Here is a 20,954-nt window from a genome sequence, read left to right on the forward strand (position 1 = left end):
TCATACTCGGCCTGCTGCTTGTTCCAACGGATGGAAGGGCGGTGCTGCCAGCGTCCCCCCAATTGGAACGGGAGAGCCGGAACGCCCTGGTGAAGGCGCTCGGCGAGGCCGGTATTTCCGAAACCGGCAGCTCCGCCGTGCTGAACACGCTATTGTCGGTGCTGGGCACGGAGCCGGCGGCCCGGCAATATCGCTACAGCGAACCCTATCCGCAGCTGCCCGACGTAACCGCTACCTCGGTGCCCGCCGAACCGGACTGCGCCAGGGTGAAATTGACCGCCTTGCCCAAGACGGAACCAAGACGCCCGGTGATGCTGCACGGTCTTTATTGTCTGGCGGACAGGGCTAGCTACACTTGGCGTGGCCGTTCCCTGCAGGTCGAACCCCGCTGAAGCTTCTCACCAGGACCGGCTCTTCCCAGGGAAACGTGTCTTCGATGGCTTGGACTTTTTGCAACCCAGCATGAGATCGCAGGAAGCAGGTGGCATCGGCCCGGCCGGTGCTGCAGATCTTGAGAAAACCCGCTTCTCGGATCTGCACCATGACGATGCCGGTTATTTCCAATTGCCCGATGGGGTCCATCGAATGGGGGCTGTTGCTCGCCCTCTCGTTGCCGTGGGCGGGTCCTTCTTCTTCAGCTGAAGCATTTCGCCGAGATGGCCTTGGTCGGCCTGGCGTTGATTGCGATCGACGGGTGTCGCGTCGGGCGCCTGCGTACGGCGTGAGGCGAGAAGAAGGCTGGTCTTCAGACCAATGCGGTTCACCTAAGCGTCTTTGAGTTTGCTCGACCTTTGTCATAGCCGGGCTTGACCCGGCAATCCAGCCTGGATCTCAACGTTGCGCCTGCGGCTTCCGGATAGCCGGGTCAAGCTCGGCTATGACAATCGGCAGCGTTTCCTCCTTAAGTGAACCGCATTGGGTCTTCAGACCGTTATTCCGGCGACCCCGTCACGGTGCATATTTCTTCCACAGAGCGTTCTCGCCCAGACCGGTGATGAAAGCCTCATGGGCGGCCAGTTCCTCGGGCCGGATGCGCGAGGGCAGCGCCTTGGGGCGCGGTCTGACCGTGCCGCCGCCGGCGCGGGCGATAATGGCGGCGGAGGCCGAGGCCAGGCTGAGCGCCGTCTGGCGTCCGCCGGTCAGCTCGATATAGACCTCGGCCAGGATCTCGGCGTCGAGCAAGGCGCCATGCTTGACGCGCTTGGAATTGTCGATGCCGTAGCGCTGGCAGAGCTCGTCGAGCGAGGCACGCGCGCCGGGATGCTTGCGCCGCGCCATGGCCAGGGTATCGATGACCCGATCCATCGCCAGGGCGGCCAGGTTGACCCGCTTCAGCTCCGCATTGAGGAATCGCATGTCGAAGCCGGCATTATGGATGACGAGATGGGCGTCACCGACGAAATCGACGAATTCCTGGGCGAGTTCGGCGAAAAGCGGTTTGTCGGAGAGGAATTCGGCGGAAAGCCCATGCACGTTGAAGGCTTCCACCGGCATGTCGCGCTCGGGATTGAAATATTTGTGCCAGGTGGCGCCGGTTGGATTGCGGTCGATCATCTCGACGCAGCCGATCTCGACCAGCCGGTGCCCTTCATTGGGATCGAGGCCGGTGGTTTCGGTATCGAGGATGATCTCGCGCATTTAGGGTCCGTCGTCAGCTATGGTTTGGAATTTGATGAGGTCAAAAGTGGTCAGATGGGAGGACAGAGCGTAGCCAAGACTTTCGTCTTGGCAAGCGAAGCGACGCTGCAGATGACCATTTTTCACCTCATCGCCTCAGGCGGTGGAGGAGAGGGCCGCGATTATGGCATCCACCTGACTCTGGGCAAAGTCGAGACCCTTGCTTGAATCGATGATGAAATGGGCACGGCGGCGCTTTTCCACATCCGGCACCTGGCGGGCCAGGATCACGGCGAACCGTTCCTCGTCCATGCCGGGGCGCGCCATCACGCGCTCGCGCTGGATGCGGGCCGGAGCGGACACCACCGCAACAGCCCGGCAGCGCCGCTCGCCGCCGGTTTCATAAAGCAGGGGAATGTCGAGCACGGCGAGGTTCGCACCTTTGGCGCGAGCCGCGGCCAGGAACTCCTGTTCTGCGGCATGGACGAGCGGATGTACGATCGTCTCGAGGGTGCGCATCGCCTCGGCATTGCCGAATACCTGTCGGCCGAGCTTGGCGCGGTCGATCACCCCGTCCACCGACACCCCCGGAAAGGCGGCCTCGACGGCTGCCACGGCGGGGCCGGCATAGAGGCGGTGGACCGTGGCATCGGCGTCATGCACGGGAATGCCGCGCGCCCGGAACATCGCCGCCGTCGCCGACTTGCCCATGCCGATCGAGCCGGTCAAGCCAAGGATGAAGGTCATCATCGCCTCCAGGGGGACGGGCGTCCACCCGCATCGTGATCACATTGGGGCACTGGCAGAGATCACCAGCAACGCCTACGCCCCAAAAATCCTACGCTTTCGCCTCGATGTCCGCCAGCACCAGCGCTCGCAATTGCGGAGTCACCTCGGGCCTGGCGCCGAACCAGCGCTCGAAGCCGGGAACGGCCTGGTGCAGGAGCATGCCGAGCCCGTCCACCGTGGCGAGCCCGGCCCGCCGGGCCGCGGCGAGCAGGGGCGTCTCCAGCGGCACATAAACGATGTCGGTCACCAGCGCCGATCGGGGCAGGCGCGAGAGATCGAGCTCGAGCGGCGGCTGGTCTTTCATGCCGAGCGAAGTGGTGTTAACCAGGAGATCGGCCCCCTCGAGGGCAGCCTCGGCCTGATCCCAGGCCAGGGCCTTCACCTTCTGGCCGAAATGGCGAGCCAGGGCCTCGGCGCGCTCCACCGTGCGATTGATCAGCAGGATCTCGCCGGCGCCACGCTGGATGAGGCCATGGAGAATGGCTCGGGACGCGCCGCCGGCGCCGAGCACCACCGCCCGCCGCAGACTATCGCCCCAGCCCGGCGCTTCCTGGTCGAGATTGGCCAGAAAACCCGCCACGTCGGTATTCATGCCCTTGAGCTTGCCGGCTTCGAACCAGAGCGTGTTGGCGGCTTCGAGATCGCGCGCGACAGGATCGTCCACGCTCGCGAGGCGGAAGGCCGCCTCCTTGTGCGGCACCGTCACGTTTCCGCCGACGAAGCCCCGGTCGGCCAGAGTCGTGACGAAGGTCTCGAAAGCCGCCGGTTCCACGGCGATGCGCTCATAGCTGCCCTGAATGCCGAGTTCCTTCAGCCAGAAGCCGTGAATCAGCGGCGAACGCGAATGGGCGATGGGATAGCCGACGACGAAGGCGCGTTTCATGGCATGTCCTGTAAAGGTTCAGGCAGTCGCAAGGCCCCGCTCGCGCAGCGCGGCGAGCAAAGGCAGCAGGGGAAGGCCGAGAATGGTGAAATAATCGCCCTCGATCGCCTCGAACAGGGTCACGCCCAATCCTTCGAGCTGGTAGCAACCGACGCTGCCCAGGATGCCCTCGCCCGCGCGGTCCAGATAGTCGTCGAGAAAGGCATCGGAGAAGTTGCGCATGGTCAAGCGGGCGCTGGCAACCCCGCTGGCGACGACTTCGCCGTCCCGTGCCAGCGCATAGGCGGCATGGAGTTCGTGGCACCGTCCCCGCAAGGCGAGGAGCTTGTCGCGGGCCTGTGCCAACGTCGCCACCTTTGAAAAGCGCTGCTCGCCCATGGCCATGGTCTGATCGGCACCAATCACCACGGCACCCGGCTCGGCTCGGGAAACGGCGAGGGCCTTCTCGCGGGCAAGCGCCTCGGCGACCCGGTCGGGAGCCAGATTGTCCGCCTGCCATCGACGTTCGAAGCCGCGCTCGTCGATCGACGCCGGAATGGTCTCGATCGCGAGCCCGGCTGCTCGCAGCATATCGCCGCGAATGGCGGATTTGGACGCCAGCACGAAGCGCGGCGGCGCTCCCGTGGCTTTATCCCGCAGCTGAGCGTCAACTTTTTTCATTCGTCTGAAAATCCCGTTTTCCGCCCTGCCTTAGCAGCCCATCCGGCATTTGCGTAGGGGAACGGTCAAAAATGCCGCGTGATCGCTGCTTTGCGCCGCAGGGATCGCCTAAAAATCCTGCATATCCTACCGTTGCAAACTGCCGGATATTGTGATCACATTATCAAAAGCCAAGAAAAATGAACCGAGACGAGCCTGGCCGCGAGCCATGGCAGATGAGGGGTTGTGCGTGCCGGACGGAACGGTTGTCAATTCAATCGAAGTTCGCGATGTGCGGAAGGTTTTCGGCGCTGGCGAGAATGCCTTCGTCGCTCTGGATACGGTAAGCGTATCCATTCGCCAGAATGAGTTCTTCACCCTGCTCGGGCCGTCGGGCTGCGGCAAGACCACGCTGCTGCGCCTGATCGCCGGGTTCGACTTTCCCACATCCGGGCAGATCCTGCTCTATGGCGAGGATATTGCCGGTCTGCCGCCCTTCAAGCGGCCAGTGAACACAGTATTCCAGAGCTATGCGCTCTTCCCGCACATGTCGGTGGCCGAGAATATCGGCTTCGGTCTGGAGATGCTCGGCAAGCCTAAATCCGAAATCGGCGCCCGCGTCGCCCAGATGCTGCGCCTGGTGCGCATGGAGCACCTCGCCGACCGCAAGACCAGCCAGATCTCCGGCGGCCAGCAGCAGCGCGTCGCCCTCGCCCGCGCCCTGGCGCCCCAGCCCAAGGTGCTGCTGCTCGACGAACCCCTGTCGGCCCTCGACTACAAGCTGCGCAAGGAAATGCAGCTCGAATTGAAGCGCCTGCAGCACGAGACCGGCATCACCTTCATCTTCGTCACCCATGACCAGGAGGAAGCCCTGGCCATGTCGGACCGTATCGCGGTGATGTCGTCGGGGCGGATCCTGCAGGTGGGCGCCCCACGCGAGATCTATGACACGCCGGCCGAGCGCTTCGTCGCCGAGTTCATCGGCGAGACCAATTTCATAGAGACCGATTTTCTCGGCCGCGACGGTGCCCAGGCCCGCGTCAAACTGCCCTCGGGACGTGAGATCCGCGCCGGCCTCAGCGACGGGCACCAGCCCGCCGACAAGACCTGGCTGGTGGTCCGCCCCGAACATGCCCAGCTCACCGGCGCCGAGGGCGCACTCCTGGCCGGCACGGTGGAGAATGTCGTCTATCTCGGTACCGATACGCATTTTCACCTGCGTCTCGACCACGGCCCCCGCTTCACCGTGCGCCGGCAGAATACCAGCGCCCAGGCCGCGGGCCATCACGCTTCCGCCGGCTCGAACGAGAGCTTCCAGCCGGGCCAGCGCGCCGGCGTCACCTTCGCCGAAGGCACAGCCCGGGTGTTGAGGGACTGATGACAGAGGCCGCCGAAATCGCATCCAAGGCCCGGCGGAATGAAATCCGCAATCGCTGGCTGCTCTCCACCCCCGCTTTGCTGGTGATTCTGCTCGCGGCCACCGGCCCGCTCCTGATCGTGCTGGTCTATTCCTTCCTGGAACCCGGCCCCTATGGCGATGTGAAATGGAACTTCTCCACCGAGGCCTGGACCTCGGTGTTCTTCGAACGCGACATGTTCGACGACACGCTGTCGCTGGCCGGCGCCCATCTCACCATCTTCTGGCGTTCGGTGAAGCTGGCGCTGATGACCACGCTGGTCACGCTGGCGCTCGGTTTTCCCACCGCCTATTTCATCTCGACGCGGCCGGCCCACCGGCGCGACCTCTGGCTGTTCCTGATCACCATTCCGTTCTGGACCAACCTTCTGATCCGCACCTTCGCCGTACTGCAGATCATCCGCAACGAAGGCCTGTTCAACGCGGTGCTGATCAAGCTCGGCGTGATCTCGGCGCCGCTGCAGATCCTCTATACCGATACCGCCATCCTGGCCGGCATGGCTTATGTCTATCTGCCGCTGATGGTGCTGCCGATCTATGCCAGCATGGAGAAGTTCGACTTTCGCCTGGTCGAGGCGGGCTATGATCTCTATGCCAGCCGCTTCCAGGTGCTCCGCCGCATCATCATCCCGCTGACCAAGCCCGGCATCGTCGCCGGCTCCATCCTGGTGTTCATCCCGGCGCTCGGTGCCTATGTCACGCCGAACCTGCTCGGCGGCGGCAAGAACATGATGCTGTCCAACCTGATCGAGCTGCAGTTTGGCCAGGGCCGCAACTGGCCGCTGGGCGCCTCGCTCTCCATCACGGTGATGGCGATCGTGATGGTGGCGCTGCTGGTCTATGTGCGCAACACCGGCGGCTCGGGGGTGAAACATGGCTGAGCCCTTCTCCATCCGCCGCCAGCCCGGCTTCACCACCATCGCGCTCGTCTGCTTCGTGCTGCTCTATCTGCCGATCGTGGTGATGGTGATCTATGCCTTCAACGAAGCGACATCGGTCTCCACCTGGGGCGGCTTCTCGCTGAAATGGTTCGTGGCCGCCTGGAACAACGACCAGGTGGTCGACGCCACCTTGCGCTCCTTCCAGATCGCCACCATCGCCGCAGTGCTCTCCACCGTCTGCGCCACCATGGCAGCGCTCGCGACCACGCGCACCGAAGCCTATCCCGGCCTCACCTTCACCTATTCGGCCATCAACCAGCCGCTGATGGTGCCCGAGATCGTCACGGGCGTGGCGCTGCTGATCTTCTTTTCGCGCATCAAGATCGTCACCGGCTATGATGGGCTGGCCTATCTGATCGCCGCCCACACCGCCTTCTGCGTGCCCTTTGCCTATCTGCCGATCCGGGCCCGCCTGGAGGGCATGGACCTCACCCTGGAGCGCGCCGCTGCCGATCTCTATGCCACGCCATGGCAGGCCTTCCGGAGGGTGACGCTGCCGCTGCTCTGGCCCGGCATCCTCGCAGGCCTGATGCTGGCCTTCGTCACCTCGCTCGACGACGTGGTGATCACCGAATTCGTCAAGTCCGGCGGCCAGGATACGCTGCCGACCTACATGCTCGGCCAGCTGCGCCGCGGCGTCACACCCGAAGTCAACGCGCTGTCGACGGTCTTCCTCCTCCTCTCCGTCGTCATCGTCACGATTTTCTTCTTCATCAGCAGGAAGAAAGACTGAGACGGCGGCGGGGCGGGGATCGAACCTCGTCCGCTGCCCTATCACCAACCAGGTTGGGGCAAAAGAGCTCAAGCCGGTGCCCCGGCTTTGCAACGGGAGACAGGAATGAACTGGAAATCGACGGCCACAGCTGCCGCCCTGGCGCTGCTCGCATCCACGAGCCTCGCCAGCGCGGAGGGCGCGCTCAACATCTTCAACTGGGGCAATTACACCAGCCCGGAGATGATCAAGAAGTTCGAGCAGAAATACAACGTCAAGGTCACCATCACCGACTACGATTCCAACGACACGGCGCTCGCAAAGGTGCGCCAGGGCGGCACCGGCTATGACATCGCCGTGCCCTCGCAGAACTTCATCCCGATCTGGATCTCCGAGGGCCTCGTCCAGGAAGTCGATCCGTCCAAGATGGAGAACTTCAAGAACGTCGCCAAGGAATGGGCCGATCCGCCCTTCGATCCCGGCCGCAAATATTCCGTGCCGTGGGCCTGGGGCACGGTCGGCGTCGCGGTCAATACCGACGTCTACAAGGGCGACATCAACACCTGGGGCATCATCTTCGACACGCCGCCCGAGCTGAAGGGCAAGACCAATGTCGTGCCGGAGATGAACGACGTCATCCACGCCGCCATCCGCTACAATGGCGGCAAGATGTGCGACGGCGACAAGACCTTGCTCAAAAAGGTGCGAGACACGCTGGTCAAGGCCAAGCCCAACTGGATCGCCATGGAATACAACACCATCGAAAAGATGGGCGCCGGCGATTTCAAGGCCACCAGCGACTGGAACGGCTCGGCCCTGCGCCAGCGCCTGGCCCATCCGCAGATCCACTACGGCTATCCCAAGGAGGGCGTGCAGCTCTGGAGCGACAATATCGTCGTGCTGAAGGAGGCCAAGAATGTCGAGAACGCCAAGCTGTTCATGAACTTCATGATGGACCCGGAAAACGCGGCGCTGAACTCGGCCTTCCACCGCTATGCCAACGGTATCGCGGGTTCGGAGAAGTTCATGCCGGCCGACATGAAGGATGCGCCTGAAGTCAACGTGCCCGAGGCGATCATGAAGACCGCCGAATTCTCGCATGCCTGCCCGCCCGAAGTGACCGAGCTCTACAGCAAGATCTGGACCGAGCTGCAGAAGTAAGGGCTCGACGTCTCGACCGAGCAAAATGAAGCGCTATTCCCTTCTCCCCTTGCGGGAGAAGGTGGACCGGCGCAGCCGGGCCGGATGAGGGGTCCGCACCTCCCTCTCGGCAAGGTTGCGTTTCTCCCCTCATCCGCCCCCAGGCTTCTTACTCGGACGCGTGCTCCTGAAAGGAGCACACTGCGGCACCTTCTCCTGCAAGGGGAGAAGGCTGGCTGCGCCGCACCCTGATCTCCCATCAATTATTGACGCCTCTTCAGCGCCCATGCCTCATTCAGCCTTCGAATCCGCCTACGGTTTTTCCCGCAATGCCGTACAGCTCTCCAATTGGCGCCAGGCGCCCTGGAATGTCTGGGCCTTCCGCAACGTTTCCGAACTGGTCCCGTCGGCGCGGATCTCGGCCGGCATCGTTAAGCCCGAAACACCGGATGCCGATCCCTCCGGCCTGCTGCGCGAGAGCCTGACGATCGGCGGCGACAGCCGTTCCATCGCCGACTTCCTCACCACGACCTCCACCGATGCCCTTGTGGTGATGAAGGCGGGCCGCTTCGTGGCCGATTACCATGCCGCGCATTTCACCAACGCGAGCCGACACATCGTCTTCTCGATTTCCAAATCGCTGACCGCGATCCTGGCCGGTGTCGCCGAGGACGAGGGCCTGCTCGATCCCGAAACGCCCATCGTCGACTACGTGCCCGAGGTCGCCGGCTCGGCCTTTGCAGATGCCAGCGTGCGCCATTTGCTCGATATGCGCGTCAGCCTCGCTTTCGAGGAAGCCTATCTCGACCCAACCGGCGAATTCGCCCGTTATCGGCGCGCCACTTTGTGGAATCCCTCCGCGCCGGGCCAGGATCCCGGCACGCTGCTCGGCTTCATCGCTTCCATGCCCAAGGGTGCCGGCGCGCATGGCGGCCCCTTCCGCTATCGCTCGCCCAATTCCGACCTGCTCGGCCTTGTGGTCGAACGAGCCAGCGGCGAGCGCTATGCCGATTACGCCTCCTCGCGCCTGTGGCAAAAGCTCGGCGCCCGCCAGGACGGCAGCGTCACCGTCGATGCAGCGGGCACGGCGCGCGCCGCCGGCGGCGTGAGCATGAGTGCGCGGGACCTTGCGCGTGTCGGCGAAATGATGCGCCGGGGCGGCGATCTCGAAGGCAGCCGCATCGTCTCGCAGCGCTGGGTGGAGGATACCTGCCGGAGCGGCGGCAGCGCCGAGGCCTGGCAGCAGGGCGATTTCGTACATCTGCTCGGCCAGGGCCGCTACCGCAACAAATGGTACCAGACCGGCTACGCCAATGGCGCGTTCCTGGCCATCGGCATTCACGGCCAATGGCTCTATGTGAACCCGGCCGACGAGGTGGTGATCGTCAAGATGTCGTCGCAGCCCGAACCGGTCGACGACGCCACCGACAAGCTCAATCTACAGCTGTTCGAGGCCCTGGCCACCAGGGTTTGAGCGCGAGGCCGGCGGGGAGCCGCACCGCCACCAGCCAGAACACCAGGCCGCAGAGAGCGCCCATCAAGCCGAACCCGCTGGCTACCCCGGCCAGTTCGGGGCTCCCGTTGGAAATCCACTCGGTGCCGAACATCAGATAGACCGAGCTTACGGCCGCGACGATCGCAGCCGCCGCCATGTAAGGCCAGGCTGCCCGCCAGCCGAGCAGATGCATGAGGGCGCGCGTCAGCAGCGCCGGCAGGCCTGCGAGCAGCACGGTCATATAAGCCAGGAAGCCGACCAGGGTCGGGATATCGCCGGCATCGCCGAGGCCGGTGTCGGAGCGAACCATCATTGCGCCGATATAGATCAGGGCCGCGGTGAGCGAAGCCACGCCGATGCCGATGATGCTGAAGGCGAGGTGGACGAAGAAATTCAGAACCGGGCGGGGCTTCGGCGCCGCAGGGGTTGCATCGGCCATCATCGTAATGTTCCTGACCCTACCAAACCGGCCCTTACCGCAATCGGACTACCCGGTCGCTGTTGGGAGCGAAGCAATCCACGGTCCGAAATCGAATCCCGGCGACCCCGCTAGTTCCTGTCGGCGCAGACATAGCCGGCCCGTCTCCTCGACGTTGTATCCGGCGCAACAGCAAGAGGTGCATGCACCTGCCCTCACGTCTCCACGATGCGGGCGCGGCGATGGGCGCGCAGCAGGCCCTGGATGGCCGCCGCGGTTTCCTCGATCGAACGGCGGGTGACGTCGATCATCGGCCAGCCGCGCTGGGAAAACAGGCGGCGGGACTGGGCAATCTCCTCGGCCACGGCCATGCGGTCGGTGTAGGTATCGACATCATGATGCGGACTGAGGGTCAGCACGCGGTTTTCGCGGATCTGCACGATGCGCTCGGGCGAAGCGAACAGGCCTACGATCAGCGGGTTCTTGAGATGCTCGACCTCCGGCGGCAACGGCACGCCCGGCACCAGCGGAATATTGGCGGTCTTGACGCCGCGATGGGCCAGATAGATCGAAGTCGGCGTCTTCGAGGTTCTGCTGACGCCGAGCAGCAGCACGTCGGCTTCCTCGTAATCGGTCGGCATCAGGCCGTCATCATGCATCATCGTGTAATTGAGGGCGTCGATGCGGCGGAAATAATCGGCGTTCAGCACATGCTGGGCACCGGGCTTCACCATCACCTCGGTGCCGAGATAGGACTTGAACAGATCGAAGATCGGCTGCAGCACCGACAGCACCGGCGCGCCCATCTCACGGCAGCTGCGCTCCAAGCGCTCGGCCAGTTCGGGTTCGACCAGCGTGTAGAGCACCACGCCGGGATTGGCTTCGATCTCGGCGATGGTGCGATCGAGATCCCGCTCGCTGCGCACCAGCGGATAGATGTGCTCGAGCGCCGAGACCGCCGGATATTGGGCAGCGACAGCCCGCCCGGCCATGATCAAAGTCTCGCCGGTGGAGTCCGAAACCAGGTGAAGATGGAAGAAGCTTCTTGTGGCCATGACAGGACGTAGCGCGGGATGGCACTGTGGACAAGTGGGGACAGGAGAAGGGCCTTAACCCGATCTTAAGAAGGGCTGTGGAAGAACTCGATCTTTCATCAACAGGCTGATCGCTTGGGATGGGATTCCGCGCGCTCGGCTGCAAAAGACTCATAAGGCGCTAAGTGGGACTCTGCGCCCTCCCCCCGGCCTTGCCGCCAGCACCTTGATTCAATAGCCGGAATCCGCGTTGTTCTCTCCCGATTTTTCGCACCGAATTTCCGGCGTCACACCTGTGTCGCCTGTGAATAGATTGTGGACGGCAAGGAAGCACGGTAAACGAAGCGTTAAGAAGAAAGAGAATGAAGATTCATATCTCTCTCTTTTATTTTCTTTGGCGGTAGGTCGGATCGGGCGAACCCTTTCGCCGGGCTGAATTCCCGAGCGCCCCTATGAGTGGATCCGTACACGCCAGCCACGTTTCAATCTTTCAGCGGGGCCAACCGGCCGAAGCGTCGGTTCGATCCATTGGCCCTGTTTGGTGTTGCCGAGAAAGCCTGACCGACATGACCAAACCTCTCCTCGACGTTCTTGCCGGCAAGGCCCAGCCGGTGCCGCCAATCTGGCTGATGCGCCAGGCGGGCCGTTATCTGCCGGAATATCGAGCGATCAGGACCAAGGCCTCGGGCTTTCTGAACTTCTGCTACACGCCGGATCTCGCCGTCGAGGCGACCTTGCAGCCGATCCGGCGCTTCGGTTTCGATGCAGCCATCCTGTTCTCGGACATTCTGGTGGTGCCCGATGCCCTGGGGCAGACGGTCTGGTTCGAGGAAGGCGAAGGCCCGCGGCTGGAGCCGGTCACCGATCTCGCCGGCCTGGCCAGGCTCAAGACCCAGGTCGATCTCGACCATCTGGCGCCGGTGTTCGAGACGATCCGCCAGGTCAAGGCAGCGCTGCCGGCCAACGTGACCTTCCTCGGCTTTTGCGGAGCGCCCTGGACGGTGGCGACCTATATGATCGCCGGCCGCGGGGTGAAAGACCAGGTGCCGGCGCGCCTCGCCGCCTATCAGGATCCCGCCTTCTTCGCCGCCCTGATCGATCGGCTGGTTGCGGCTTCCATCGATTATTTGTCGGCCCAGCTTGAAAATGGCGTCGACGCTGTCCAGATATTCGACAGCTGGGCCGGCATCCTGCCGCCGGATGAATTCGAGCGCTGGGTGATCGGACCTGCCAGGCGCATCGTCGAAGGCGTCAGGGCGCGCCATCCCGAGGCGCGCATCATCGGCTTTCCGCGCGGTGCCGGTTCCTTCTATCGTGATTATGCGCAGGCTGTGGCGGTGGATGCTGTCGGGCTCGACTGGGCAGCCGATCCGGCCTGGGCGGCGCGCGAGGTGCAGTCCGTTAAGCCGGTGCAGGGCAATCTCGATCCGCTGGCGCTGGTAGCGGGCGGCGATCCTCTGAGCCGGGCGCTCGACCGCATCCTCGACGGCCTCGCCGCCAAGCCCTTCATCTTCAACCTCGGGCACGGCATCGTGCCGCAGACGCCGATCGCCCATGTCGAACAGATGCTTAAGCGAATCAGGGGCTAGGGTTGCTAAGGTGCTGCCAGAGCCGCGAAGACGCTACCGCCTTCTCCCCTTGGGGGTGTCGTCAACGCCCTTGTCGACTAGAGGTGTCCCAAAGGGGCGGATCAGGGGAGAAACGCCTCGCTGGCACGGGATCGCACGACCTCTCATCCCCCTACCGGGACCCGAGGCACTTCCGTGGGAGTGCCAAGTCCCGCGAGGAGAGAAGGAAATCGATCCTTTCGGGTTGGTTCGAATAGCAGGAACGACGTGATGGAATATGGCAGCACGGCCTATGATCTTGTAAAGGCGGGGCACATCATCGCCGTGATCGCCTGGATGGCGGGCATGCTCTATCTGCCGCGGCTGTTCGTCTATCATGCCGAAGCTGCCAAGGGCTCGATCCAGAGCGAGACCTTCAAGGTGATGGAGCGCCGCCTGCTCAAGGCCATCATCAACCCGGCCATGGGCGCGACCTGGATTTTCGGCCTGCTGCTGGTGTGGTCTTCGGGCTTCTACCACCAGCCCTGGTTTCATGCGAAGTTCCTGCTCGTACTGGTGCTTTCAGGCGTGCATGGCTGGTTTTCGAAGCTGACGCGCGAATTCGCAGAGGACCGCAATGTGCGTCCTGCCAAGTTCTTCCGCATGATCAATGAAATTCCCACCGTGCTGATGATCCTGATCGTCATCCTGGTGGTGGTGAAGCCCTTCTGAGGATTTCGCGCTTTTTCGATATTTGGCCGGTCCGCCCGCTTGCCGAGGCGCGGGGCCGGCTGTATAAAGCGCTTCTCCTTCCATTGCAGGCTGGCGTCTTGAGGGTATGGGTGTCGAACCCGGCCACGGCGCTGACGCAAGACTAAGTCTGGCGATAACAAGACCTGTTCCCCCCGAAAATCCTTCTGCCCGCGCTTTTCAATGCGCGTCATGAAACGAATCGATCCCCAACAAGGACCCCCATGCGGGAAATCAAACTTCAGGATCTCAAATCCAAAACCCCAATCGAAATGCTTGCCTTCGCGGAGGAACTCGAGGTCGAGAACGCCTCCTCGATGCGCAAGCAGGAACTCATGTTCGCCGTGCTCAAGCAGCTCGCCAATCGCGAGGTCGAGATCGTCGGCGAGGGTGTCGTCGAGGTGCTGCAGGACGGCTTCGCCTTCCTGCGCTCGCCGGAAGCCAATTATCTGCCCGGCCCCGATGACATCTATGTGTCGCCCTCGCAGATCCGCAAATTCGGTCTGCGCACCGGCGATACGGTCGAGGGCATTATCCGCTCTCCCAAGGATGGCGAACGCTACTTCGCCCTGCTCAAGGTCAACACGATCAATTTCGAAGATCCGGACAAGACCAAGCACAAGATCAATTTCGACAATCTCACGCCGCTCTATCCCAACCAGCGGCTGAAGCTCGAAATCGGCGACGCCACCAAGAAGGACTATTCCTCGCGCGTCATCGATATCGTGGCCCCGATCGGCAAGGGTCAACGCGCCTTGATCGTGGCGCCGCCGCGTACCGGCAAAACGGTTCTCCTGCAGAACATCGCCCAATCGATCACCGCCAATCACCCCGAATGCTATCTGATCGTGCTGTTGATCGACGAGCGTCCGGAAGAAGTGACCGACATGCAGCGTTCGGTGAAGGGCGAGGTGATCTCCTCCACCTTCGACGAGCCGGCCGCCCGCCATGTGCAGGTTTCGGAAATGGTGATCGAGAAGGCCAAGCGCCTGGTCGAGCATGGACGCGACGTGGTGATCCTGCTTGATTCGATCACCCGCCTCGGCCGTGCCTACAACACCGTGGTGCCGTCTTCCGGCAAGGTGCTGACGGGTGGTGTCGACGCCAATGCCCTGCAGCGGCCCAAGCGCTTCTTCGGCGCGGCGCGCAACATCGAGGAAGGCGGCTCGCTGACCATTATCGCGACGGCCCTGATCGAGACCGGCTCGCGCATGGACGAAGTCATCTTCGAAGAGTTCAAGGGCACCGGCAACTCGGAAATCATCCTCGACCGCAAGGTCTCGGACAAGCGCGTCTTCCCGGCGATCGACATCACCCGCTCGGGTACCCGCAAGGAAGAGCTGCTGGTAGCGAACGACATCCTCAAGAAGATGTATGTGCTGCGCCGCATCCTCAATCCGATGGGCACAGTCGATGCCATCGAGTTCCTGCTCGACAAGCTCCGGCAGACCAAGCTCAATGCGGACTTCTTCGATTCGATGAATACCTGAGGCGTCCAACCCGGATGGCTTGCGAACGGCCCGGCAGCGATGCCCGGGCCGTTTTGCTATGGGCATCGATTCGGACGCGGAACGGGAAATGACAGTGGAATGAGCCGCAGGCACCTTCCTCCCCTGCGGGAGAAAGTGCCAGGAAGGAGCGGATGAGGGGCGGTGGGCAACTCTCGAGATATGGGCCAACACCCTTATTCGTCATTGCTTCGCAACGCTGCCTTCTCCGAAGGGGAGAAGCAGCTGGAGCCTACCCTGACGATAAAAAAATGAGCTGTCCGCGATTAACCCTGTTTCACGTGAATCACCCTCACGGCCTGATTCACGTGAAACAGGCGCAAGATGATTCACGTGAAACAAGCCTCGATCGCGCTCAGCCGCCCTCGGCTCGCATGGCTTTGATGGTTTCCGACAAGCCCGCCTCATCCCTGACGGGCAGTGAGCAGCGCTGGCCGGAGCAGACAAAGGCTGCGGGATGACCATCGATCCCGGCACTGCGCACGGCGTGTCCGGCCGGTAGCTCGTCGGCACTGGTCGCCCGCAGAATGATCCGGCCTGGGAAAGGCTGATCGAGGGCGGCCCGGTAAAGCTGATCCGCCGCCTGCCCAGTGCCCACCACCACGATTTCCAGGCCGTGGAGCCTGAGGTCGAGGGCGTTGAGCAGGGAGGCATGCCCGAAGACATTGCCGGCCATGGCTGGCGACAGGGCCGTCAGCACCTCATCTGCGCGGCGGAGCCAGCGATCCTCGCCGGTCAGGGCGGCGAGACGGATGAGATTATCCGCCATGATGCCATTGGCGTTGGGAACGGCGTCGTCGAGCGTGGAACGCGGCCGGGTAACCAAGGCCGCGGCATCCGCCGCGGTGAGGAAATAGCCGCCCCCCTCGGCATCGGCGTAGTCATGCTCGATGGCCTGGGTCCAGCCGAGGGCGTGATTGAGATAGGCCGGCCCCGCCCCGCCTTCATACAGAGCGAGCGCTGCACGGATCATGGCGGCAAGATCAGTGGCCAGACCCGGCTTCAGCAATCGCCCCTCGCGCCAGGAATGGCCGAGCCGCGCTCCGTCGGCCATGGATTCGGCGACGAAACGAAAGGCATCGCGAGCGAGCGTGAGCCAGTCCCGCCTTTCGAATATCACGGAGGCGCGTGCAAGCGCCGCAATGGCGAGGCCATTCCAGTCGGCCAGGACCTTATCGTCGCGGGCGGGGGCAACACGCTTGGCCCGCTCGGCGATCAGCCTGGGCCGCAGATCCTGCCAGCCGATCGCGAGGGCCGGTTCGAGGTCGGGCTTGCCGAGGCGATTGGGGATCGACTGGCCCTCCCAGTTGCCGCCATCGGCGATGTCGAAGGCGTGGGCGACAAACTCGGCATCGTCCATGCCGAGGATCTCGATGAGTTCATGGGGCTTCCAGACATAGAAACGGCCTTCGTGGCCTTCCGAATCGGCATCGAGAGAGGCCGCGAAAGCGTGACCGTCACCCGCCATCATCTCGCGCTGCAGCCACTCGACCACCTCGATGGCCGCCTGGCGATAGAGATCGCGTCCGGTCTCCAGCCATGCCAGGGCCAGCAGCTCGAGCAATTGGGCGTTGTCGTAGAGCATCTTCTCGAAATGGGGCACCAGCCACCGTTCATCGACGCTGTAGCGCGCAAAACCGCCGCCGACATGATCGCGGATGCCGCCCTGGCAGATGCGCTCCAGCGTCAGCAGCATCAGCTTGCGGGCCTCGCTGCCCGGCCCGCCGCGCCAAAGCAGTTCGAGATAGGAGGCATTCGGGAATTTCGGTGCCCCCTTGGTGCCGCCATCGACCGGATCGGTAATGCCGGCCAACGCGCTGATCGCCTGGGCGAGGCTATCGGCCCCGAAAGCGCGATCGCCGCGCTGGGGAATGCGGTTGAGCACGCCGAGCAGCGCCTCGCGATTGCGGCCGACCCGTTCGAAATCGGTGTGATAGGCCTTGGCGATGGCCCGGAGCACGTCGACGAAGCCGGGACGGCCATAGCGCGATTCAGGCGGAAAATAGGTGCCGCCCCAGAAAGGCTCGCCGCCAGGCGTGAGGAACATGGTGAGAGGCCAGCCACCCTGCTCCCCGAGAGCATGAAGGGCCGTCATATAGATCTGGTCGATATCCGGCCGTTCCTCGCGATCCACCTTGATGTTGATGAAAAGCTCGTTCATGACAGCGGCGATGTCGGGATTCTCGAAACTCTCATGCGCCATGACATGGCACCAATGGCAGGCGGCGTAGCCGACGGAGAGCAGGATCGGTTTGTTCTGGGTCCGGGCCAGCGCCAGGGCCTCTTCCCCCCAGGGCTGCCAATGCACGGGATTGCCGGCGTGCTGGATCAGATAGGGGCTGGTTTCATGAGCGAGGTTGTTTTGCAGCGCGTTGGACATGAGGACAGCCTCCCTTTTCTGACTAGAGTATGGGGTCGCCAGCCGGGAAGTGAAAGCGCGGCGGCGTCGCCAGGGGCGGAATCCGCCGGGATCGGCGGAGCCTTTGGGCATGGCTGAGACCATTGTCGCGCTTGCGTCCGGGGTGGGCCGCGCCGGCATAGCCGTGATCCGGCTGTCGGGTCCCTCGGTTCGATTCGGACTGGAAACGATTGCGGGGGGTGTGCCGCAGCCGCGCCGCGCTGCATTGCGGCGCCTGAAGGATCCCGAAAGCGGAGAAGTGCTCGACGAGGCGCTGGTGGTGTTTTTCGCGGGGCCGGCCAGCTTCACGGGTGAGGATGTCGCCGAATTGCAGGTGCATGGCGGCCGGGCGATCATTTCCGGGGTGATCGCTGCCCTGACCGCCCTGCCCGGCTTTCGCCTGGCCGAGCGGGGCGAGTTTACCCGGCGGGCCGTTGCCAATGGCCGCATGGATCTCACCTCGGCAGAGGGCATTGCCAGCCTGGTCGAGGCCGAGACAGGGAGCCAGCGACGGCAGGCCCTGCGCCAGGCGGGCGGCGCGCTGGAACGGGCGGCGACGGCCTGGAGGCAGCGCCTTGCTGCCCTGCTGGCGCTGATGGAGGCCGAGATCGACTTTCCCGACGAAGAGGACGTCCCTATCCTGTTCCAGTCGGTCCGGTCCGGCGCCGGGGCCTTGCTGGCGGAGATCGAGGCAGCCTTGCAGGGCGCACGCAGCGGCGAGCGGCTGCGCGAGGGTGCAGTGATGGTGATTGCGGGCCCGCCCAATGCCGGCAAATCCACACTGCTCAATGCCCTCGCCCGACGCGATGTCGCCATTGTCTCGCCGATTGCCGGCACCACCCGCGATACGCTGGAGGTGCATCTCGACCTTGGCGGCTACCCGGTGACCCTGATCGACACCGCCGGCCTGCGCGAGACGGTGGATGTGGTGGAGGCGATCGGCGTGGAGCGGGCGCGGGCAAGCCTGGACCGCGCCGATCTGGTGATCTGGCTGGAGGCCGGCGATGCCCGCGCCGACCCACCCGATCTGCCTGTTCCTCTCCTGCGCGTTTTCACCAAGCAGGACGGCGGCCAAGCTCCCCTGCCCCAGACGCTGCCGGCAGCCTTTGAGCTTGGTTTGTCGGCCCGCAGCGGCGCCGGTATGCCGGCCTTGCTCAAGCGGCTCGAAGAGGCGGCGAGAGCAGCTCTGGAAAGCGGCGAGACGGCTTTGGTGACGCGGGAGCGGCATCGCCGGGAGCTCGAGATCGTGAAGGCCCATCTGGCCTTGGTGCAGGCGGCTGATGAGACGACGCCTGTGGAATTCGTCGCCGAGGATCTGCGCCTGGCCGTGCGGGCCATCGGCCGTCTGACAGGCAGGGTCGATATCGACGAGATCTATGACGTGATCTTTCGCGAATTCTGCATCGGCAAGTGAGCGGAACGAAGCCGATCCAGCCGCCCCGGCATTGCAGCCGGAATTCCGATTTCCAGGATGTGATTGCGAGTGAAGCGAAGCGATCCGGGGCAGAGACACGCTGCATCCATGGCTTCAACATTGCTTCTCTTCGCTCGCAATGGCGGTGGAATAACGAAATTACCACCAGGGCTGGGGTTTTGACGCGGAGGCTGCTTCGGCGTAATAGCTGCAGCCGAAACACGGATATTTTGCGCGTCATTGCGAGCGCAGCCCCGGATGACGGGCGAATGGATTCGATGATGAACCGGCAATTCGATGTGATCGTGGTAGGTGGGGGTCATGCCGGCTGTGAGGCGGCGGCGGCTGCTGCGCGGCTTGGCGCGCGGACAGCTCTTATTACCCATCGGGCCGAGACCATCGGCACCATGTCCTGCAATCCGGCGATCGGCGGGCTCGGCAAGGGACATCTCGTGCGCGAGATAGACGCGCTCGATGGTTTGATGGGACGGGTTGCCGATCAGGGCGGCATCCAGTTCCGCGTCCTCAACCGGCGCAAGGGACCGGCCGTGCGCGGTCCGCGCGCGCAGGCGGACCGTGTGCTTTATGCCGCCGCCATGCAGGCGGCGATCGCCGGGCAGGCCAACTTGACCGTGATCGAAGCCGAGGTCGACGATCTCGAAATCGCGGAGGGCCAGGTCCAGGCCGTATCGACCACCAAGGGCGATCGATTCGGATGCGGATCGGTTGTTCTCACCACCGGGACCTTTCTGAGCGGTGTCATTCATATCGGGGATATCCGGATCGCGGCCGGCCGTGTCGACGAAGCCCCCGCGCTCGGCCTTTCCCGGACCCTCGCCCGCATCGGCTTCGAGTTGGGGCGACTGAAGACCGGCACCCCGGCCCGTCTCGACGGCCGAACCATCGACTGGGCCTCGCTCGAGATGCAGCCCGGCGATGAGCCACCGGAGCCGTTCTCGACCTTGACCACGCATCTGCCCAATCCGCAGGTTTCCTGTGGCATCACCCGTACCACGCCCCAGACCCACAAAGTCATCCAAGAGAATATCCATCGCGCTCCGATCTATTCGGGGCAGATCGAAAGCCGCGGCCCGCGCTATTGCCCGTCGATCGAGGACAAGGTGGTGCGCTTCGGCGAGCGGGACGGCCATCAGATCTTCCTGGAACCGGAGGGCCTGAACGACCATACCGTCTATCCCAATGGCATCTCGACCTCCCTACCCGAAGACGTACAACAGGCCATGCTCGCGACCATTCCAGGCCTGGAAAAGGTCCGGATGGTCCGTCCCGGCTACGCCATCGAATATGACCACATCGATCCGCGCGAGCTCGATGCCACGCTGGAGGCGCGGCGGGTGCGCGGGCTATTCCTGGCTGGCCAGATCAATGGCACCACCGGCTATGAGGAAGCGGGCGCTCAGGGCCTGGTCGCCGGTCTCAATGCGGCGCGCCGGGCGGGCGGTGGCGACGGCGTCGTTTTCGGTCGCGACGAATCCTATATCGGCGTGATGATCGACGACCTCGTCACCCGCGGCATCAGCGAGCCCTATCGCATGTTCACCTCGCGGGCCGAATATCGCCTGACCCTGCGGGCGGATAATGCCGACCGGCGTCTGACCGATCGCGGCCTTGGCCTTGGCCTAGTCGGTGCAGAGCGGGAGACGGCCTGGAAGGCCAAGCAGGCGGCTTTCGATACAGCCTCGGCCTGGAGTCGATCCGTTTCGGTGACGCCCAATCAGGCCGAGGTGGCCGGTATTCATATCAATCGCGATGGCGTCAGGCGCTCCGCTTTCGATCTCCTTGCCTATCCCAATGTCGGTTTCTCCGATCTCGCCCGTCTGTGGCCGGAGGCGGCCCAGTTCGATGATGCCGTGCTGGAGCAGGTCGAGATCGAAGCCAAATATGCGGTCTATCTGGAACGGCAGAGGGCGGACGTGGCCGCCTTTCGTCGTGATGAAGACATTGAAATTCCTAGCGATTTCGATTTTCAGTCCGTGGTTGGCTTCTCTAACGAAACCCGACAGAAATTCGCCAGCGTACAGCCGCGTACCATCGGTCAGGCAAGCCGGATCGACGGCATCACGCCTGCAGCCACCACTCTTTTGCTTGCCGCCTTGCGCAAACGCAGACAGAGGACCGCCTTGTGATCGATTCGGACTCGTATCGAATCCTGATCGAACGGCGCTCGAACTGACAGTACAGTTAGATCCTATTTCAGGAGTGGACCGCCGGCGGGGATCTACAGTTATTCG

18 protein-coding genes are annotated in these 20,954 nt (G+C 63.5%); 11 read left to right on the forward strand and 7 right to left on the reverse strand.

Annotated features, from left to right (window positions below; translation table 11 throughout):
- Positions 1 to 41 precede the first annotated feature (41 nt).
- Positions 42 to 392 (forward strand): hypothetical protein, encoded by a 351-nt coding sequence (locus C5L14_RS04940; protein ID WP_146126838.1) that lies wholly within the window; start codon positions 42 to 44, stop codon positions 390 to 392.
- Positions 393 to 948: 556 nt separating this feature from the next.
- On the opposite strand, the gene dnaQ is transcribed toward C5L14_RS04940, so the two are convergent.
- The 4 genes from dnaQ to C5L14_RS04960 all read right to left on the reverse strand — a co-directional run bounded on the left by dnaQ (position 949) and on the right by C5L14_RS04960 (position 3,949).
- Complete coding sequence (dnaQ, locus tag C5L14_RS04945; protein WP_105860937.1) at positions 949 to 1,638, reverse strand: DNA polymerase III subunit epsilon; 690 nt, start codon at positions 1,636 to 1,638, stop codon at positions 949 to 951.
- Between the two features lie 135 nt (positions 1,639 to 1,773).
- A complete protein-coding gene (gene coaE, locus C5L14_RS04950; RefSeq protein ID WP_105860938.1) occupies positions 1,774 to 2,364 on the reverse strand; it encodes a dephospho-CoA kinase in 591 nt (196 codons plus the stop codon).
- 91 nt (positions 2,365 to 2,455) lie between these two features.
- Positions 2,456 to 3,289 (reverse strand): shikimate dehydrogenase, encoded by an 834-nt coding sequence (locus C5L14_RS04955; protein WP_105860939.1) that lies wholly within the window; start codon positions 3,287 to 3,289, stop codon positions 2,456 to 2,458.
- A gap of 18 nt (positions 3,290 to 3,307) precedes the next feature.
- Complete coding sequence (locus C5L14_RS04960) at positions 3,308 to 3,949, reverse strand: Maf family protein (protein WP_105860940.1); 642 nt, start codon at positions 3,947 to 3,949, stop codon at positions 3,308 to 3,310.
- A 229-nt stretch (positions 3,950 to 4,178) separates the two neighbouring features.
- On the opposite strand from C5L14_RS04960, the gene C5L14_RS04965 reads away from it, so the two are divergent.
- From C5L14_RS04965 to C5L14_RS04985, 5 genes are all read left to right on the forward strand, one after another.
- Positions 4,179 to 5,306: an ABC transporter ATP-binding protein gene (locus tag C5L14_RS04965; protein WP_428832600.1), complete on the forward strand. Its 1,128-nt coding sequence runs from the start codon at positions 4,179 to 4,181 to the stop codon at positions 5,304 to 5,306.
- Positions 5,306 to 6,226, forward strand: a complete 921-nt coding sequence (locus C5L14_RS04970) for an ABC transporter permease (protein WP_105860942.1) — start codon at positions 5,306 to 5,308, stop codon at positions 6,224 to 6,226. Before C5L14_RS04965 ends, C5L14_RS04970 begins: the two co-directional genes overlap by 1 nt.
- Entirely contained in the window at positions 6,219 to 7,019 is an 801-nt protein-coding gene (locus C5L14_RS04975; RefSeq protein WP_105860943.1) for an ABC transporter permease, read from the forward strand. The genes C5L14_RS04970 and C5L14_RS04975 overlap by 8 nt, the downstream gene beginning before the upstream one ends.
- Before the next feature lie 105 nt (positions 7,020 to 7,124).
- Positions 7,125 to 8,159 (forward strand): extracellular solute-binding protein, encoded by a 1,035-nt coding sequence (locus C5L14_RS04980; RefSeq protein ID WP_105860944.1) that lies wholly within the window; start codon positions 7,125 to 7,127, stop codon positions 8,157 to 8,159.
- 265 nt (positions 8,160 to 8,424) lie between these two features.
- Positions 8,425 to 9,612 (forward strand): serine hydrolase domain-containing protein, encoded by a 1,188-nt coding sequence (locus C5L14_RS04985; protein ID WP_105860945.1) that lies wholly within the window; start codon positions 8,425 to 8,427, stop codon positions 9,610 to 9,612.
- Here the strand turns inward: C5L14_RS04985 and C5L14_RS04990 are convergent.
- Both C5L14_RS04990 and C5L14_RS04995 read right to left on the reverse strand, forming a co-directional pair.
- Positions 9,572 to 10,075 carry a hypothetical protein gene (locus tag C5L14_RS04990; RefSeq protein WP_105860946.1) on the reverse strand — a complete coding sequence of 168 codons (504 nt, stop codon included), beginning with the start codon at positions 10,073 to 10,075 and terminating at the stop codon, positions 9,572 to 9,574. The two genes, C5L14_RS04985 and C5L14_RS04990, sit on opposite strands and share 41 nt — an antisense overlap.
- A gap of 191 nt (positions 10,076 to 10,266) precedes the next feature.
- A complete protein-coding gene (locus tag C5L14_RS04995; RefSeq protein WP_105860947.1) occupies positions 10,267 to 11,106 on the reverse strand; it encodes a pyruvate, water dikinase regulatory protein in 840 nt (279 codons plus the stop codon).
- 545 nt (positions 11,107 to 11,651) lie between these two features.
- Here C5L14_RS04995 and hemE point away from each other — a divergent pair.
- The 3 genes from hemE to rho all read left to right on the forward strand — a co-directional run bounded on the left by hemE (position 11,652) and on the right by rho (position 14,872).
- A complete protein-coding gene (gene hemE, locus C5L14_RS05000) occupies positions 11,652 to 12,674 on the forward strand; it encodes a uroporphyrinogen decarboxylase (RefSeq protein ID WP_105860948.1) in 1,023 nt (340 codons plus the stop codon).
- Between the two features lie 249 nt (positions 12,675 to 12,923).
- Entirely contained in the window at positions 12,924 to 13,364 is a 441-nt protein-coding gene (gene hemJ / locus C5L14_RS05005; protein ID WP_105860949.1) for a protoporphyrinogen oxidase HemJ, read from the forward strand.
- A 242-nt stretch (positions 13,365 to 13,606) separates the two neighbouring features.
- Positions 13,607 to 14,872 (forward strand): transcription termination factor Rho, encoded by a 1,266-nt coding sequence (rho, locus tag C5L14_RS05010; protein ID WP_105860950.1) that lies wholly within the window; start codon positions 13,607 to 13,609, stop codon positions 14,870 to 14,872.
- Between the two features lie 373 nt (positions 14,873 to 15,245).
- Here the strand turns inward: rho and C5L14_RS05015 are convergent, their stop codons facing one another.
- Positions 15,246 to 17,270, reverse strand: a complete 2,025-nt coding sequence (locus C5L14_RS05015) for a thioredoxin domain-containing protein (protein ID WP_105860951.1) — start codon at positions 17,268 to 17,270, stop codon at positions 15,246 to 15,248.
- A 109-nt stretch (positions 17,271 to 17,379) separates the two neighbouring features.
- On the opposite strand from C5L14_RS05015, the gene mnmE reads away from it, so the two are divergent.
- Both mnmE and mnmG read left to right on the forward strand, forming a co-directional pair.
- Positions 17,380 to 18,702 (forward strand): tRNA uridine-5-carboxymethylaminomethyl(34) synthesis GTPase MnmE, encoded by a 1,323-nt coding sequence (gene mnmE / locus C5L14_RS05020; RefSeq protein ID WP_105860952.1) that lies wholly within the window; start codon positions 17,380 to 17,382, stop codon positions 18,700 to 18,702.
- 281 nt (positions 18,703 to 18,983) lie between these two features.
- Entirely contained in the window at positions 18,984 to 20,849 is a 1,866-nt protein-coding gene (gene mnmG / locus C5L14_RS05025; RefSeq protein ID WP_105861323.1) for a tRNA uridine-5-carboxymethylaminomethyl(34) synthesis enzyme MnmG, read from the forward strand.
- Positions 20,850 to 20,954: the final 105 nt, after the last annotated feature.

It is taken from the genome of Labrys okinawensis, from assembly GCF_002982075.1.
In the GTDB taxonomy this organism is placed as follows: domain Bacteria; phylum Pseudomonadota; class Alphaproteobacteria; order Rhizobiales; family Labraceae; genus Labrys; species Labrys okinawensis_A.